At 56.8% G+C, this 14451-nt stretch carries 15 protein-coding genes; 8 read left to right on the top strand and 7 right to left on the bottom strand.

What is annotated here, in order from left to right:
* Positions 1-304 (top strand): integrase core domain-containing protein (locus BM046_RS15550; RefSeq protein ID WP_143084214.1); only part of this gene is annotated, 304 nt, incomplete at its 5' end.
* Here the strand turns inward: BM046_RS15550 and BM046_RS15545 are convergent.
* The 6 genes from BM046_RS15545 to BM046_RS15520 form a co-directional block, all read right to left on the bottom strand.
* The gene (locus tag BM046_RS15545) at positions 283-654 is read right to left on the bottom strand and encodes a CoA transferase (RefSeq protein WP_090541165.1); all 372 of its coding nucleotides are present in this window, start codon (positions 652-654) and stop codon (positions 283-285) included. The genes BM046_RS15550 and BM046_RS15545 overlap by 22 nt on opposite strands.
* Before the next feature lie 117 nt (positions 655-771).
* Complete coding sequence (locus tag BM046_RS15540; protein ID WP_218150052.1) at positions 772-2100, bottom strand: multidrug effflux MFS transporter; 1329 nt, start codon at positions 2098-2100, stop codon at positions 772-774.
* A 160-nt stretch (positions 2101-2260) separates the two neighbouring features.
* Positions 2261-3436 (bottom strand): MFS transporter, encoded by a 1176-nt coding sequence (locus BM046_RS15535; RefSeq protein WP_090541163.1) that lies wholly within the window; start codon positions 3434-3436, stop codon positions 2261-2263.
* Between the two features lie 68 nt (positions 3437-3504).
* The gene (locus tag BM046_RS15530) at positions 3505-4740 is read right to left on the bottom strand and encodes an NAD(P)/FAD-dependent oxidoreductase (RefSeq protein ID WP_090541161.1); all 1236 of its coding nucleotides are present in this window, start codon (positions 4738-4740) and stop codon (positions 3505-3507) included.
* A 17-nt stretch (positions 4741-4757) separates the two neighbouring features.
* Positions 4758-5078 (bottom strand): 2Fe-2S iron-sulfur cluster-binding protein, encoded by a 321-nt coding sequence (locus BM046_RS15525; RefSeq protein WP_090541159.1) that lies wholly within the window; start codon positions 5076-5078, stop codon positions 4758-4760.
* Between the two features lie 22 nt (positions 5079-5100).
* Positions 5101-6378 (bottom strand): MFS transporter, encoded by a 1278-nt coding sequence (locus BM046_RS15520; RefSeq protein ID WP_090541157.1) that lies wholly within the window; start codon positions 6376-6378, stop codon positions 5101-5103.
* A 167-nt stretch (positions 6379-6545) separates the two neighbouring features.
* Between BM046_RS15520 and BM046_RS16565 the strand changes: the two genes are divergently transcribed.
* The 4 genes from BM046_RS16565 to BM046_RS15510 are packed head-to-tail and all read left to right on the top strand — an operon-like array spanning position 6546 to position 8993.
* Positions 6546-6848: a hypothetical protein gene (locus BM046_RS16565; RefSeq protein WP_177197892.1), complete on the top strand. Its 303-nt coding sequence runs from the start codon at positions 6546-6548 to the stop codon at positions 6846-6848.
* Entirely contained in the window at positions 6812-7495 is a 684-nt protein-coding gene (locus tag BM046_RS16560) for a HAMP domain-containing protein (RefSeq protein ID WP_177197891.1), read from the top strand. The genes BM046_RS16565 and BM046_RS16560 overlap by 37 nt, the downstream gene beginning before the upstream one ends.
* Positions 7492-8196: a methyl-accepting chemotaxis protein gene (locus BM046_RS16555; protein ID WP_177197890.1), complete on the top strand. Its 705-nt coding sequence runs from the start codon at positions 7492-7494 to the stop codon at positions 8194-8196. The genes BM046_RS16560 and BM046_RS16555 overlap by 4 nt, the downstream gene beginning before the upstream one ends.
* A 32-nt stretch (positions 8197-8228) precedes the next feature.
* On the top strand, positions 8229-8993 hold the full coding sequence (locus BM046_RS15510) for a hypothetical protein (RefSeq protein ID WP_090541154.1): 765 nt from the start codon (positions 8229-8231) through the stop codon (positions 8991-8993).
* Between the two features lie 21 nt (positions 8994-9014).
* Here the strand turns inward: BM046_RS15510 and BM046_RS15505 are convergent, their stop codons facing one another.
* Positions 9015-9653, bottom strand: coding sequence for a TetR/AcrR family transcriptional regulator (locus BM046_RS15505; RefSeq protein ID WP_090541151.1), 639 nt, complete (start codon positions 9651-9653; stop codon positions 9015-9017).
* Positions 9654-9880: 227 nt separating this feature from the next.
* On the opposite strand from BM046_RS15505, the gene BM046_RS15500 reads away from it, so the two are divergent.
* From BM046_RS15500 to BM046_RS15490, 3 genes are read left to right on the top strand one after another with little or no spacing between them, the layout of a single operon-like run.
* Complete coding sequence (locus BM046_RS15500; protein ID WP_090541148.1) at positions 9881-11143, top strand: cytochrome P450; 1263 nt, start codon at positions 9881-9883, stop codon at positions 11141-11143.
* The gene (locus BM046_RS15495; RefSeq protein WP_090541145.1) at positions 11136-12758 is read left to right on the top strand and encodes a GMC family oxidoreductase; all 1623 of its coding nucleotides are present in this window, start codon (positions 11136-11138) and stop codon (positions 12756-12758) included. The genes BM046_RS15500 and BM046_RS15495 overlap by 8 nt, the downstream gene beginning before the upstream one ends.
* On the top strand, positions 12755-14242 hold the full coding sequence (locus tag BM046_RS15490) for an aldehyde dehydrogenase family protein (RefSeq protein WP_090541142.1): 1488 nt from the start codon (positions 12755-12757) through the stop codon (positions 14240-14242). Before BM046_RS15495 ends, BM046_RS15490 begins: the two co-directional genes overlap by 4 nt.
* Positions 14243-14451 lie beyond the last annotated feature (209 nt).

Genomic DNA, 14451 nt, shown 5'->3' with positions numbered 1-14451 from the left:
GGATCCGATCACGCTGCGTAGTGACAACGGCCTGGTATTTACCTCTCGGCATTACACTCGGACGGTGTACCAATACGGTCTGAAACAGGAGTTCATCCGTCCCCACACCCCGCAGCAGAACGGGATGGTTGAGCGACTGATCCGAACTGTGAAAGAGCAGTGTCTCTGGCTTCATAACTTCCAGACACTGGATGAAGCCAGGCAAACCTTGAGGGCGTGGTTCAAGTACTACAACGAGCAGCGCCCTCATCAGGCACTGGGGATGAAAACACCCAGTACGATTTACCAACAATTAGCGGCTTGAGTGTGCAAATTCCGCTGGGTCATTACAGGGAAGCGCTGCGCCAACTGGGCATCGTCAAGCCCCAGCGTGCCTGCCACTTTCGGGCTGAACTCGTGGATGAATACGTCGGCGGATGTCAGCAGCCGTTCGAGTCGCTGCTGTCCCTCCGGCTCGTTGATATCCAGGATGACGCTGCGTTTACCCCGATTAAGCACAGCAAACAGCGCCTGCTCCTGTCGAGCGGGATTGTCAGGCGGCTCAACCAGAATCACCTCCGCGCCTGCCTCGCAAAGCTGCAAACCCGCCGCAGCGCTCGCGATCCCTGAACCCAGGCTGACGACACGCAGCCCATGCAATGTTGATTCATTCATAAGCACCTCAAGGTATCTTGTTGTTGCCCCGTGAAGAAAGCTCGAATGGACTGTTGTGATACACGACTGATCTGTTCACTCCGCCGGGCCACTGCAAGTCCCAGTCAGCTTTGCCTCCTATTTCAGGGCCGACGGCTCGATGTCCGATCCGTGCAGAATGAGAATGTTGTGGCGATGGCCGAAATGATGGATGAGCAGGCTGGTGCCCAGCATTATCACCATGACTCCCGTCAAGGGTATTGCGCTGGGCATGACCCAGACGCTCACCGCAACGGCACCCAAGGTACCAAAGAGAAACTGTACGGCACCTATAACTGCTGACGCCGATCCCGCGCGATGACCCTGACTGGCCATGGCCAGTGCTACTGCATTAGGCGACAACATACCCATGGAGAACATGTATACGAAGAAGCAGGCCATCAGCAGCGGTAAGGAAGCGTATCCTGCCAAGGTGGCTGTGAGAGCGACCAATGCCGCCAGGAATGGCGGCCAGAGAATGGCGTGCAATAATGCAGCCGGGCCGAAGCGTGCCACCACCCGGGCATTGAGCTGGGAGCCCGCAATCATGCCGAACGCATTCAGCCCGAAGAGCCAGCCGAAATGCACGGCGGGCACCTCGTAGAGCTCAATGATCACGTACGGAGCACCCGCGACGTAGGCGAACATCGCGCCGAAGGGCAGGGCAATGATAAGCACATACATGATGAACTGCCGGTCGCGGAATAGATCGGCGTAACGTTTGAATGTGCCCGCCACACCAAGGCGCTCTGCGGTGTGTCTGGACAAAGTTTCGTGCATATTGAAATGCACGGCCAGCAGCAGAATCGTGCCGGCTATCCCCAGGATGGCGAATATCTCCCGCCAGCCCATGACCTTCAACAGCAGACTGCCGGCGACGGGGGCGAGAATAGGGGCCAGCCCCAGTGCCAGCATCAGCATCGAGAAGGCCCAGGCAGCCTGCGCTGTGGTAGTGCGGTCGCGAATGACTGCGCGACTGACAACCACGCCCGCGCTCCCGCCCAGGGCCTGGAAAAACCGGGCCACGGTCAAAGTCGCCAAGTCTGTGGCAAGCATGCACCCGAAGGAGGCAAGCAAGAAGAGCGCGAGCCCAAAATAGAGCGGTGGCTTGCGTCCGTAGCGATCACTCAAAGGGCCGTAAACAAGTTGCCCTACGGACATCCCGAACAGAAAAACGGCCAGTGTTATCTGCACGTCAGCAGACTGAACACCCAGATCTGAAGCGATGGTTGGAAAAGCGGGAAGGTACAGGTCAACCGACAGCGGCGACAACGCGGTCATCATGGCGAGAAGAAATAACCAGCCGGGGAAGAAGGGCCTTGGTTCGGAATATGACATTAAAAGACACGCAGCATGAAAAATAACATCGGTGACTCCGCAGTCCTGCCCGTGCTTGGGCAAAATAGAAAACTTAAGGTAGCAGAGCAAGCTTGAGGAATCCATATGAAGAATTGCATTTCATATTAAGAATAATATTCCGGGCGCAGGAATTCTCGGTTCAAGGAGTATCGGTAATGGACTGCTTACCTGTTTGCGCTTAACAAGCTGAAAAAGAATGCAGGCTGTTAGCTCCGGACGTCGGGATCGGCTAACGCGCGCCTCGGCGCAGCGCCAGAACCAGTACGAAACCGATCCCCGATAGCAGCGCCGCACTGAGGAAAATCTGAGCGAAACCCAAACTGGCAGCGAGCAAGCCCATCAATGGCCCTGCCAACCCCACCGCCATATCGAAGAACAACGAAAGTGCACTCAGTGCGGAATTGCGATTGGCATCCGGGGTGCGTGCCAGGGTCTCCACCGCCAGTCCCGGGTATACCCAGGACACTCCCAGCCCAGTGAGGGATGCACCGAGAATCGCGACCTCGGGCAAGGGTGCCAGCCAAACCAGCAGCAGGCCCAGGCCTTGTATTGAAAGACATAGCGTCACGACCTGATAGCCACCAAAACGGGGTATCACATTGGGCGTGGCGAGCCTGGCAAAGATAAAGGCGATACCGAAGCCGGTCAGACACCAAGCGGCGTTCGCCCAGCCGAGGCTGTCAAAATAGAGTGCGATGAAGGCCGTCAGACTGCCGAAACCGGCCGAACTGCAGACCAGTGCCAGACCGTTGGGCAATACCGACCACAACACGTGGAGAAAGGGTAGTCGCTCGCCGCGCCCCAGCGGCGCGGGGCGTCTGACGACCGCCACCAGTAGCGCAAACAGTCCGAGCACTACGATGCACATCCCGATGCTGGCCAAGTTGAACTGGTCTCTGATCAACACCCCCAGTGGCGCGCCGACGGCGATACCGCCATAGGCGGCAATGCCGTTCCAGGACATTACCCGTGCGGTATGCGATTTGCCGTGCAAGCCGATAGCCCAGGTACAGCACGGAGTGGAAACCATCGCTGAGGCGAAGCCTTGGATCACGCGGGTGCCGAGTAGGAGCCAAATGCTGAGCCAGGGCGAGGCATACATCACGATGGCCAGTGTGGTCAGTATCCCGCAAAGAACGAGGGCGACGAGTCCAATGATGACGGCGGATTTGGCCCCGAAGCGATCGGCAAGCAAGCCGGCCAATGGTCGAGACAGCAGTGTTCCCACATACTGTGTACCGATCACGATACCAGCCCAGACAGTGCCGAATTCGAGTTCGTTGAGGACAAAGCCGGGCAGTACCGCCAAAGGCAGCCCGCTGGCCACATATGACATGAAGTTGAAGCAGACGATGAAAATGATCGACAGCGAGGGCTGCGTGGAGGCTGTGGTTCTGGTATCCAAAACTGCTGGCTCCTGAATTGAAAAACCCCTTTCACCCTAATGGATGTCCGGGGTTAAACAATTACTGACTAAGGGCGGTGAGCCAGTTCCCAGGTTTTGAGATCGAAGTCCGGTGCACTGGCCTCGGCAGACGTTAGCTCCGGTGGACGAGAGAGGATTTTCTTCCCTGCCAGGTGATCGCCGGGACGGTTGCAGGACTCCACAGCAACCAACTGGCCCTTGCGGAAACACAGAACCGAAAACTGCTGGGTCGCTTCCGAGCCTAGTATGACAGTATTGTCATAGCCGCTGGAGAGACCCGCGATCTGCAATTTCAGGTTACCTTGGTCAGTCCAGAACCAGGGTAATGCATTAAATGGGCTGGCGTTGCCCAATAACCTGCTGGCAACGGTTCGCGCCTGTTCCATGGCATTAGGCACTGATTCGATACGGGTATGCTCACCTTCATTCTGAATGCAGGGGAAACAGGCAACGTCGCCTATGGCCGATATGTGCGGATCGGAGGTCAGCAGGTTGGCATCGACCTTGATACCGTTCTCGATTGCCAGTCCCGCCTCGTTGGCGATGGTTATATTGGGTATGACACCGATGCCGTAGACCAGGAGTTCGGCGGGCAATACCTTGCCGTCAGTGGTTTCAATCGCGGTAATCTGGCCATTTTCGCCGATGAGTCGGGTGACGCCCTGATGAAAATGAAACTGGACGCCCCAAGACTCATGTGTCTGGCGGAAAACGGCGGCCATTTCACTGGAAACCGCCCTGGCCATGGGTCGGTCGCCGAGATCCACCACATGAACCGACGCTCCCAACGCTGCGGCAACGGCGGCAAATTCCAGACCGATGAAGCCTGAGCCAATCACCACGACGTTACGAGCGTCTTTTACCCTGGGGGCCAGCGCGTCGGCGTCGGCGAGGGTCTTGATGCCAAACACACCTTGAAGGTCATCGCCTGGTACTGACAGTGGGCGGTTGTGCGCCCCTGTAGCCAGTACCAGATGATCGTATTGCAGGCTCTTGCCGCTGGCCAAAACGACATGCTGGTTCTGCCGGTCAATAGCGATGGCATCGTCCTGCAGCAACTCTATCTGTTGCTGATCGAAAAAAGCCTCCGGGCGAAAGGCCAGGTTGGATGCCGTTATTTTTCCCAGCAGATAAGCTTTGGATAGCGGCGGGCGTTGGTAGGGCAAACCGGGCTCATTATTGATAAGCGAGATGCGTCCGGTAAACCCCCCCTGGCGCAGGGATGCGGCAACCTGAAAACCTGCCTGGCCGGCACCGACAATAACCACTGACGAAAGCGACATATTAACTCCTGAGTACTTCAGTATTGGGATTCAGGTAAATGCAGCACTATTCCGTCCATATCATCATGAATGACAAGCTGGCAGGTAAGGCGGCTGTTATCCTGGCGTGCACTGGCGAACTCAAGCATATCGGACTCGCATTCTTCCGCTGGTGGTACAGATTTCACCCAGGCCTCGTCAACGTATGCATGGCAGGTTGCGCAACTGCAGGCACCGCCGCAATCTCCCTGGATGCCGGGAATCATGGCATTCATGGCGGCTTGCATCACGGATTGGCCCACTTCACCGACAATGGAATGTTGGGTACCGTTATGTTCGATCAGCGTTATCGTTGGCATTGTTTTTCTCCAGTCAACGGTTTCAGGCCACAGCAGGCTTGAGTGGGGGTTGGGTTTCAAATTGGGGGGCTCGACCCAAGGTCAGAAGCATCAGTGGGCCCACAATCGAGCAGACAAGACAGTAAACGAGCATGGTTGTATACGACCCCGTCTGGCTCAAGAAGGCCGCAAATAATAAAGGAGCCGCAGCCGCTGTAGCGGTCAATAAGCCGATATGAAAACCATACAGCCGGCCGTAATCTTTCAGCCCGAAATAGCGAGCGATCAAAAATGCGGCAATATCGAACTCGGCACCTGCACCAAAGCCAATTGCGATTGCGGCTAGCAGGAGCAAGGTAAAGTCGGTTGTCCCGCTGAGTAGGATTAAGCAGCCTAAGGCTGGCATGGCCAGGCTGAGGGCCGATATGCCTGGGGGCCACACGCGGTCTAACAGATAGCCGACCAGGATTCGACCAAACACCAGCGAAATACCGAAACCACTGAATACCAAGCCGGCTTCTTCTGCAGAGAGCCCGAGGTCACGCAAGATGGGTATGGTATTGGTAACCATCCCAATAACCACCGACGTCACCAGCGCCAGGGCAATATTGCAGATCCAGAAGTTCTTCGAGGTGAAGCCTTCCTTGAACGTCATTCCGGTAATGCTGCGCAGGGCCGCCTGCTTGTCAGCTTCGCTTTTATGGCTCTTTGGTTTTGGAACCGAAAACCACCAGATGGTGAGGGGTAACAGCAGAAGCAGGTTGATCATGGCCAGCATGATAAAGGCTGCTTGCCAGCCCCAGATGCCAATGCCCCAGGAAAGCAACGGTGGGACAGTAGCTGCGGCGAGGCCGGTTCCTGAGAGACCAATAGCCAACGCCAGACCGCGATTCTTCTCAAACCACATGTTGAGTAACTGAGTCCAGGTGACAGCGAGGTTGCCAATACTCAATATCGGAATGATCGTGAATGCTAGATAAAGGCTCCAGATCGACTCACCGAGCCGGGTGGCTGCCAAATAACCCAGCACCGTCAAGCACGTGGAAATTGCGGTTACTTTCTTGATCCCAAACCGCAAATTGAACCAGCCTACCAGTTGCAACGAGATAACTGCGCCCACGAATAGAAAGGTAATGGCTATCTGCAGTGCGCTTCTGTTCCAGCCAAAGGCTTCTTCCAACGGAACGACAAGGGTTCCGAAGCCATAAAGCAATGAGGAATTGATGCTGATGCCAATGCCCAGCAAGGCCAGGATGAGTACCCGCCAACTGGTTCTAAATTCCGAAAAATCGATGGCGGCGCTATTGCTTGAATGATTCATACGCTGTCCTTCATTTTTTTTATGGCATCAGCTTATCGGAGAAATGCTACCAGCTTCTGATTACAGAACTGTATACTGATGTCAGAATATTGCATAAGGATCGGATTGTCCACACCGCGGGCACCTTTCCCGCAGCACAACAATAATAAAAGGAACGAGGTACCATAATGATGCCATGGCTCAGCCGCTTTTCCATTGGCGCGAAGCTTTTATTTGCCCCCGCACTGATTGTTTTCCTGCTTATCGTTATCTCCGCTGTTGCTTATGACGGGCTCAAGCGGCAGCAGGCTGTGCTGCACCAGGTGGAGCACGTCCGCTTCAGTCAATACCAGCGCGCACTGGACATTGCAGCCGCTTCTCAGGCAGCGATGGTCGGCTCTTACGCGGCTGTGGTCCAGGTCATTCAAGCGAGGGTAATGTCGCCGAAGAAGAAATGCAGTTTTACGTGGAAGACATGCAGGCCAGTGTGAAGGATATGTTGGCAGGGATCGGGCAGGGTCTGTCTGAGTCAGCGAGCCTCACTGCAGAGGAGATGGTGCTCTACCAGAACCTGCAGGAACAGGCCGTGGCGTTTGGCGGGGGAGTAGAGCAGCTCGCGGAGGCGTCACTGAACAATCCGTATCTGGCCCCATCGCAGCTAGGCTATGTAAGGGCGGATTATACGCGCTTGGTCGGCCTCCTTAACCTGTATCTGGATCAGCAGAAGGAGTTGGCCAGCATCTCGTTCACGTCGGCAGACGCGACTGCTAAATCAGTTACTACCGCATTGGCGGTTGCGGTTCTGGTCGCCATCGCGCTGGCGCTCGTTGTCGGGCTACTGGTGCGTCATCAGATTCTGCGCTCTATCAAGGCAATCGAGCAGGCTGCTATCAAGCTGCGGGACGGCGATCTGACCCATCGTGTCGAGGTGACAGGCAGGGACGAGATAGCCCAGACAGCCATGGCCTTCAATGCGCTGATCATCAGTCTGCAAAGGGCAGTGCAGCAAGTGACGCGTATTGCCGAGTCGGTCGGAGCCTCCGCGGAGGAGCTGGTGACCACCTCCAATGAGGTGGCACGGGGTGCCAATGAGCAGGCCGGTGCGGCCTTCAGGCCTCATCCACCGTTGAGCAGATGAGCGTGGGTATCGCTTCAATTGCCTCGCATGCAGAAAATTTGCGGTCTTCAGCCGACGCCAGTATGCGAGGGGCAGAGAATGGCCGTTCAGCTTTGGCCAGGCTGCTGGATGAAATCTGCCGGGTGCGGGATGCTTTTGCCGCGATCACCCTGTCGGTCGGCGACTTCGTCTCCAGCACCACTGCCATTACTGACAGCATCAACCGGGTCAAGGAGCTTTCCGCACAAACCAATCTGCTGGCACTGAATGCCGCGATTGAGGCCGCGCGGGCGGGGGAGAGTGGTCGCGGTTTCAGCGTTGTGGCTGATGAGGTGCGCATTCTGGCCCAGCGTTCGGCAGTGGCGGCCAACTCCATCAATGAACTTACCGATGAACTCGAAAGCCAGTCAGGGAGTGTCACGCGAGTGCTGGATGAAGGTGCGGCAGCACTGGATAGCAGCCAGGTGCTGCTCCAGGAACTGGAGAATGTGCTGCTGGAGGCGGCAGGTCTGGTCGGCGCGTCCAGTACCGGGGTGAGTGAAATCGCTTCGGCGGTGCAGATACAGAACGAGGGCGGCAAGAATATTTCACTGGACATAGAGCGAATCGCAAAAATGGCGGAAGAGGGGGATCTGATCTCCCATCAGGTGACCTCGGCCGTGGCATCACTAAGGGAACTGGCAGGAGAGCTTGAGCTGTCAGTCAGTCATTTCCGGACCTGAAGGGGCCGCAGACAAGTTTGCTGGAGGTTTTTATGAAGGGATTCAAGTGGGGCGCGTGGGGTTTTGCGTTATTGGTTGCGATGTTGCCAGCCCATGCAACACAGGCGAGCTCGGCGCAGGCGATACAGGAGATGCGTTCGTTGGGCTTTTCGGTATGCGCCAACATTCTGGTGTATTTCAACGAAAATGGTAGCCCTTATGAGCTGCGCAATAAGCAAGCATATCTGCAGGGCATGACCCGCTTACAGAGCCTGGCCGCCAGTCAGCGGCTTGAGGATGTAAGCGCAGAACTGAGCCGCCTGCAATCGAGCGTGGCCGACACGGCCGAGCTACCGCAGTCGGAGGTTGAACTGCGAAGAACGTCTCCGGGCTATACACGCTGGTTATTGCCTGTGGTGGACTCCCATGCGCGCTTACAGGAACTACTGGATGCGCACTATAGGCGTATCGATAATGCTGAAGAGCTGCAAAGCAGTTTGCATGCTCTGAGCCGTGATATAGGTCAATTGCTGCTGGGATATCAGATAGTTTCGTTCAGCCGCCTTGGAGCGGAGCAGTGGGTCATGTCTGCCCAGCAGGTGCTTGATCAAGACCAGCGTGTCCTTGATAACTTCACCCGCTTGTCCGCCCTCAGCCCGGAGCTGGACAGAGCACTTACGGACCCTGCACGACAATATATCTTTTCTCGGCAGCAATTGTTCAATCAGGCGGGGCGGTGGATGCCCAATGCCGTCGAACGTTATCTGGGCATGGCGATGTTGAAAATTGATCAGGCTGCAATTGAACTGACTAAATGATTTGCTCTGTATCCCGAGTCGCTACGGCTTCGCGGGCCTGACGATACGGCCTGTTGATGCGGGCCATACGCCGTTATTCATGAGCGCGTCAAATGCCTCCGTCATTTCCTGCGCAGAACAGGGATAGCCATGTCGTACCCACCATAGCCACAGCCCCAGCAAGGCACCCACGAAGCAGCGCACTGCGACTTCGCCGTGCAGGCCTTCGCTGTAGATTCCCTGCTTCTGGTAATGCTCTCTGACCTGGATAATGAGGATGTTTTCCAGGTGAGCAAGGATGATGTTCTGGGACGGATTGCTGAAGAAGGACGTGGTAAGTGAGCGATGCCTTTCGGTAGCTGCGAATAGCCAGGCAGACACATCCAGAACAACTTGCTTTTGCCCAGAAACCTCCAGTAGTTTGGTAGGTGGAGTCCCTATCCATTCATAGCCGGCGACCAGCAGATCTTCCTTGTCCCGAAAATGTGCATAAAAAGTAGAGCGTGCTACACCTGCCTTTTCGAGTACATCCTGTATCGTGATCTCACGATAATCCTTTTCCAGAACGAGCAGATACATGGCATCGATAAGCCGCTCACGGGTACGGCGTGCGCGCGCCTTGTGACGGTTGCCGGGGAACACCGCTGCGTTCGGCGCAGTGGCATCAAGTAGCTGATTCATTCTGTGCCTCTGTAGGCAATTATTATCCTGGATAGCCGAATTGCGTATGGCTGAGCGCTGCGCATGGGCTTGCAATGAGCCTGACACAAGCCTGGTAGCCCAGGCAAGCCAAACCCTGGCCGCTGTTCTCCATTCGAAATCGAACGGTTCCAAAATTCTGTCTGTTGTTTGTGTTTCGGCTCCAACCCTAGACTCCGGGTGTCAGTCATTACCGGAGCTAATAATAAATGAACGTCAGTGACGATATAGACAGTGCCGTGCCGCATCACGTGCCTGTTCATCTGGTAAGAAATGTCGACCTGTGGGCCGAACTTACCGCGCAGGGAGAGAAGGCCTATGCCTGGGCAGCAACCCTGCACCAGAGTACTCCTCCTATATTCTGGGTGCCCCGTCTGGGTTTCTTGCCAGGCACCTGGATTCCGCGGCGCGCGGAAGATATGCGGCGGATACTGCAGGATCCAGAGACGTTCAGCAGTGCTGGTTTGACTCCTTACCCCATGCTGCTCGGGGAGAGTTGGCGGTTGACTCCGCTGGAAGTGGATCCGCCAGCCCATGCCAAATACCGTGCATTACTTAACCCGCTGTTTACACCGAAGAAGGTTGATGCGCTCGAGCAGGACATGCGGGACTTGGCGAGCAATCTGATCAACCAGGTCGCAGAAAAAGGGCGCTGCGATTTCAACGAGGCCTTCGCCAAGCCCTTTCCGACCCTGATATTCCTCAAGCTCATGGGCTGGCCTCTGGAAGAGCAGCCTCTGTTCCAGCATTGGACACAGACTCTGATCAAGAGCTTTGACCCACAGGTCGTTACCGACAATGCTCGTGAGATTACCGGCTGGATTCGCGCGCGTATCGCTGAATGCCGCGCCAACCCTGGCGACGACTTTACCAGTTATCTTCTGGCCAGCGAGATTGATGGCCGACCCTTGACTGATGACGAGATGCTCGGCATCAACTTTCTGATCTTCATCGGCGGGCTCGACACCGTTACCTCAAGCATGGGCCTGTTCGTCCATCATCTGGCGCGTAACCCGCAGCAGCAGGCTGCATTGCGGGCTGACCCTGCAATGATCCCCGGCGCTGTTGAGGAAATGCTGCGTTCCTACTCCGTCGTCAATATGCGCCGCACAGTAACCCGAGACGTGCAGATCGGCGAAGCAACCATGAAGACAGGCGACATAGTGCTGATCAGCACAGAGTTGGCCAATCTCGACCCGGAGGTTTTCAACCAGCCTGAGAAGGTCGACTTTCTGCGCAAGCCCGGTTACCCGCCCCATATGGCTTTCTCCTACGGTGTGCACCATTGCGTTGGCACCCACCTTGCGCGCCGCGAATTGCGTATCGCCCTGGAGCTATGGCTTCGTTACTTGCCGCCTTTTCGTATTGCCAGCGGATCCGTTCCGCGCTTCAACGCTTATGGGGTATTCAGTATGGAAGAGCTCGAACTGGAATGGGATGTGCCGACGCGAGGGAGGCCAGAACATGAATGAACGTTACGATTACATCATTGTCGGTGCCGGTTCGGCGGGTTGTGTCATGGCTAATAGGTTGTCCGCCGACCCTGTGGTATCTGTGCTGCTGATCGAAAGCGGCCCGGAACACACCAGCCCGCTGATCGCCATGCCAAGAGGCATCGGCAAGCTGCTCATACCCGGTAATCCACATATATGGGACTACACCGCATCACGCGGCGAGGGCATGGCCGATGAGCTATGGATGAAAGGCAAAGCCATTGGCGGCTCGAGTTCGATCAACGGCATGGTTTACGTGCGCGGCGCACCGGCGGACTATGACGCCTGGGAGGCGCAGGGATGCACTGGCTGGGGCTGGGGCGATATGGGCAGGCAGTTCGTTGCGCTGGAGGATCATCAGCTAGGCAAATCGCAATGGCGCGGAACGGGGGGGCCGTTGAAGGTCACCGTGCACCCCGAGGGTGATGCGCTATGTGATGCGGTTATCGACGCTGCGGCGAGCGTTGGTATACCCACTGTTGCCGACACCAACCACGTGGATTCCGTCAGTCAGGGCGGGTTCGGTTACCAGCCGCAAACTACCTGGAAGGGGCAGCGATTCAGTGCGGCCAAGGCCTTCCTGGATCCGGTGCGAAGCCGTGCCAATCTGACAGTGGTAACCGATACTGACGTACGGCGTATCGAGTTCGCTGGACGGCGCGCGGCAGCAGTGCACGTGCAGGGTAAGTCGGGCGAGCGGCGTATCGATGCAAGCAGGGAAATTCTGCTTTGCGCCGGTGCCATTGAGTCGCCCAAACTATTGCAGCTGTCCGGTATAGGGCCCGCCGGACTATTGCAGTCGCTGGGTATTCCGGTGATCCAGGATGCGCCAGACGTGGGCTGTAACCTGCGCGAGCATGTATATATCGCAGCGCAGTTCCGCGTTACCCATGGCAGCTTCAATCATTGTTTCGGCGGGCTCGGGCTGTTGCGCTCGGTAATACGGTATTTCCTGTTCAGGAAAGGCCCCATGACCCACGCTGCACACGAAGCGGGTGGTTTCGTGAAGACCCGGCAGAGGCTGAAGCGCCCCGATGCCCAGATTGGGGTGAGTCTTTTCTCGATGGCCGGAGACGGCAAAACAGTGGAGATCGATAAACAGCCGGGGATAACGCTCGGTGGGTATTTCATGCACCCTGAGAGCCGGGGCGAGATTCGCATTCAATCCGCTGATCCTGCAGTGCCACCCAAAATCGTTGCCAACTATTTGAGTGCCGAAGCTGACCAGACTGCGGCGATTGCGCTGCTGCAATGGATTCGCAAACTGGCGGCACAGCCTGCGCTCAAGTCTTTTATCGTCGAAGAGCTTACGCCGGGACTTCAGGTGCAGACCGACGACGAGATGCTTGCCGCCTTCCGGCGTTACGGCCAGACGGCATTCCACGTGGCGGGAACCTGTCGCATGGGCATCGATGCGAACGCAGTGCTGGATCCCGAATTACGGGTTCGCGGCGTAGAAGGCCTGCGCGTGATAGATACCTCGATCATGCCTTCACTGGTTTCCGGCAACACCAATGCACCGGCCATGGCCATTGCCATGCGCGCAGCAGAAATCATCACTGGTATTGGCCAACAAGGAGAAGACGCCGCATGACTATTCCATTCACTCATCTCGACAAACTCTACATCGACGGTAGTTGGCAGGCCGCCAGCAGAACCGAAGACGTGCTCAATCCTGCTACCGAAGAGGTGATCGGCCGTGCGCCAGTGGGCAGTGCAGGGACGGCTGAGGCAGCCATTGCAGCCGCACGCCGCGCCTTTGATCACGGTACCTGGCCTTCCTTGAGCATGGCTGAGCGTGCCGGTTATATGCGCCGCCTGCATGCTGCGCTGGTCGCTCGGCGCGAGCAGATAGCGGCGTTGATTATCGCCGAGGTGGGTTGCTCGCAAAATATAACCTACGGCATGCAGGTTGATATGCCGCTGGCGCACGTGCTGACGGCGATTGATCAGTCGCTGCATGCGGAATCGCGGCAAATTCCGATAACAGCAGTACCCAACCCCATGGATCCCAGCGGGTCGATGATCCTCGGCAGCGGCAGTATCGAGCGCGAACCGGTTGGGGTAGTGGCGGGTATTACCGGCTACAACTTTCCCTTTCTGCTCAATCTGGCAAAGGTGTTTCCGGCGTTGCTGGCAGGCAATACGCTGGTCTTGAAACCCTCGCCGTTCACGCCGTATTCGGCACTGCTTTTCGGTGAAATTGCCGAAGAGATCGGTCTGCCGCCGGGCGTGCTCAATATCGTGACCGGTGGAGTGGAGGTCGGCACCTTGCTGAGCAGTGATCCCAGGGTGGATATGGTTTCCTTCACTGGTTCCGAGGCGGTGGGTGTCAGCATCATGAGTCAGGCAGCGACGACCCTCAAACGGGTGCATCTTGAACTGGGTGGCAAGTCGGCGTTGATAGTGCGACATGACGCCGATATTCAGGCGGCGGTGATGGGCGCTGTCGGTGGTCTCACGGTGAACGCCGGGCAGGGTTGCGCGCTCCTTACCCGTTTCCTTGTGCATAACTCCATACGCGAACAATTCGTACAATTTGCCCAGACCCTTGTCGGCCAGCTGAAAGTGGGCAATCCGGCAGATCCCAGCGTGCTGATGGGGCCGCTGATCCGTGAGTCGCAGCGCGCAAAGGTCGAAGAGTTGATCACCAGTGGTCTGGAGCAGGGGGCCACCCTGGTATGCGGTGGCGGCCGTCCTGCCGAGCTTGAGAAGGGCTTTTTCGTCGAGCTGACGCTGTTTGACGATGTGCGCAATGACATGACTATCGCCCAGGAGGAAATCTTCGGGCCAGTCGGTGTGGTGATCGGATTCGACACCGATGAAGAAGCTGTGGCCATCGCCAACGATTCGCGCTTCGGTCTCAACGGCGGCATCGTCAGTGCGGATGCCGCAACAGCGTATCAGATGGCCAAGCGTATCCGGGCAGGCAGCGTATATATCAACGGGGGCGGCGGCACCATGCCTTACGCGCCCATCGGCGGTTACAAGCGCTCGGGCATCGGCCGGGAGTTTGGGCCGGACTGGTTGAAAGAGTTTACCGAGGAAAAGTCCATCATTTATCCAATCGGGCGCTGATTGGTCGTTGACGCGGATAGCCAGTGGAAGGTCGTTCGCAGGTGTAATACGCGAAATCTGCAGACCAATATGGCAGGACGCGACCTGCAGATATACGCGCGTGTAGGGGATAAGGAGCTGTCCGGCTTGGCGCGCCGGCAACTGATCGTGCTGGGGACTACCTGTTGAAACGATTATGTGGGCCAGTCTGAGCGCAGATAGGTGAATGC

It is taken from the genome of Halopseudomonas formosensis, from assembly GCF_900115905.1.
GTDB classification, from domain to species: Bacteria; Pseudomonadota; Gammaproteobacteria; order Pseudomonadales; family Pseudomonadaceae; genus Halopseudomonas; species Halopseudomonas formosensis.
The sequence above is the reverse complement of the archived record's forward strand: the minus strand, read 5'-3'. Positions and strand labels throughout refer to the sequence as shown.

What these genes read in the sequence shown, in the direction of transcription:
- BM046_RS15545 (WP_090541165.1), bottom strand. Translation starts at nt 654, where the DNA reads ATGAATGAATCAACATTGCATGGGCTGCGTGTCGTCAGCCTGGGTTCA.
- BM046_RS15530 (WP_090541161.1), bottom strand. Translation starts at nt 4,740, where the DNA reads ATGTCGCTTTCGTCAGTGGTTATTGTCGGTGCCGGCCAGGCAGGTTTT.
- BM046_RS15525 (WP_090541159.1), bottom strand. Translation starts at nt 5,078, where the DNA reads ATGCCAACGATAACGCTGATCGAACATAACGGTACCCAACATTCCATT.
- BM046_RS15520 (WP_090541157.1), bottom strand. Translation starts at nt 6,378, where the DNA reads ATGAATCATTCAAGCAATAGCGCCGCCATCGATTTTTCGGAATTTAGA.
- BM046_RS16565 (WP_177197892.1), top strand. Translation starts at nt 6,546, where the DNA reads ATGATGCCATGGCTCAGCCGCTTTTCCATTGGCGCGAAGCTTTTATTT.
- BM046_RS16560 (WP_177197891.1), top strand. Translation starts at nt 6,812, where the DNA reads ATGCAGTTTTACGTGGAAGACATGCAGGCCAGTGTGAAGGATATGTTG.
- BM046_RS16555 (WP_177197890.1), top strand. Translation starts at nt 7,492, where the DNA reads ATGAGCGTGGGTATCGCTTCAATTGCCTCGCATGCAGAAAATTTGCGG.
- BM046_RS15510 (WP_090541154.1), top strand. Translation starts at nt 8,229, where the DNA reads ATGAAGGGATTCAAGTGGGGCGCGTGGGGTTTTGCGTTATTGGTTGCG.
- BM046_RS15505 (WP_090541151.1), bottom strand. Translation starts at nt 9,653, where the DNA reads ATGAATCAGCTACTTGATGCCACTGCGCCGAACGCAGCGGTGTTCCCC.
- BM046_RS15500 (WP_090541148.1), top strand. Translation starts at nt 9,881, where the DNA reads ATGAACGTCAGTGACGATATAGACAGTGCCGTGCCGCATCACGTGCCT.
- BM046_RS15495 (WP_090541145.1), top strand. Translation starts at nt 11,136, where the DNA reads ATGAATGAACGTTACGATTACATCATTGTCGGTGCCGGTTCGGCGGGT.
- BM046_RS15490 (WP_090541142.1), top strand. Translation starts at nt 12,755, where the DNA reads ATGACTATTCCATTCACTCATCTCGACAAACTCTACATCGACGGTAGT.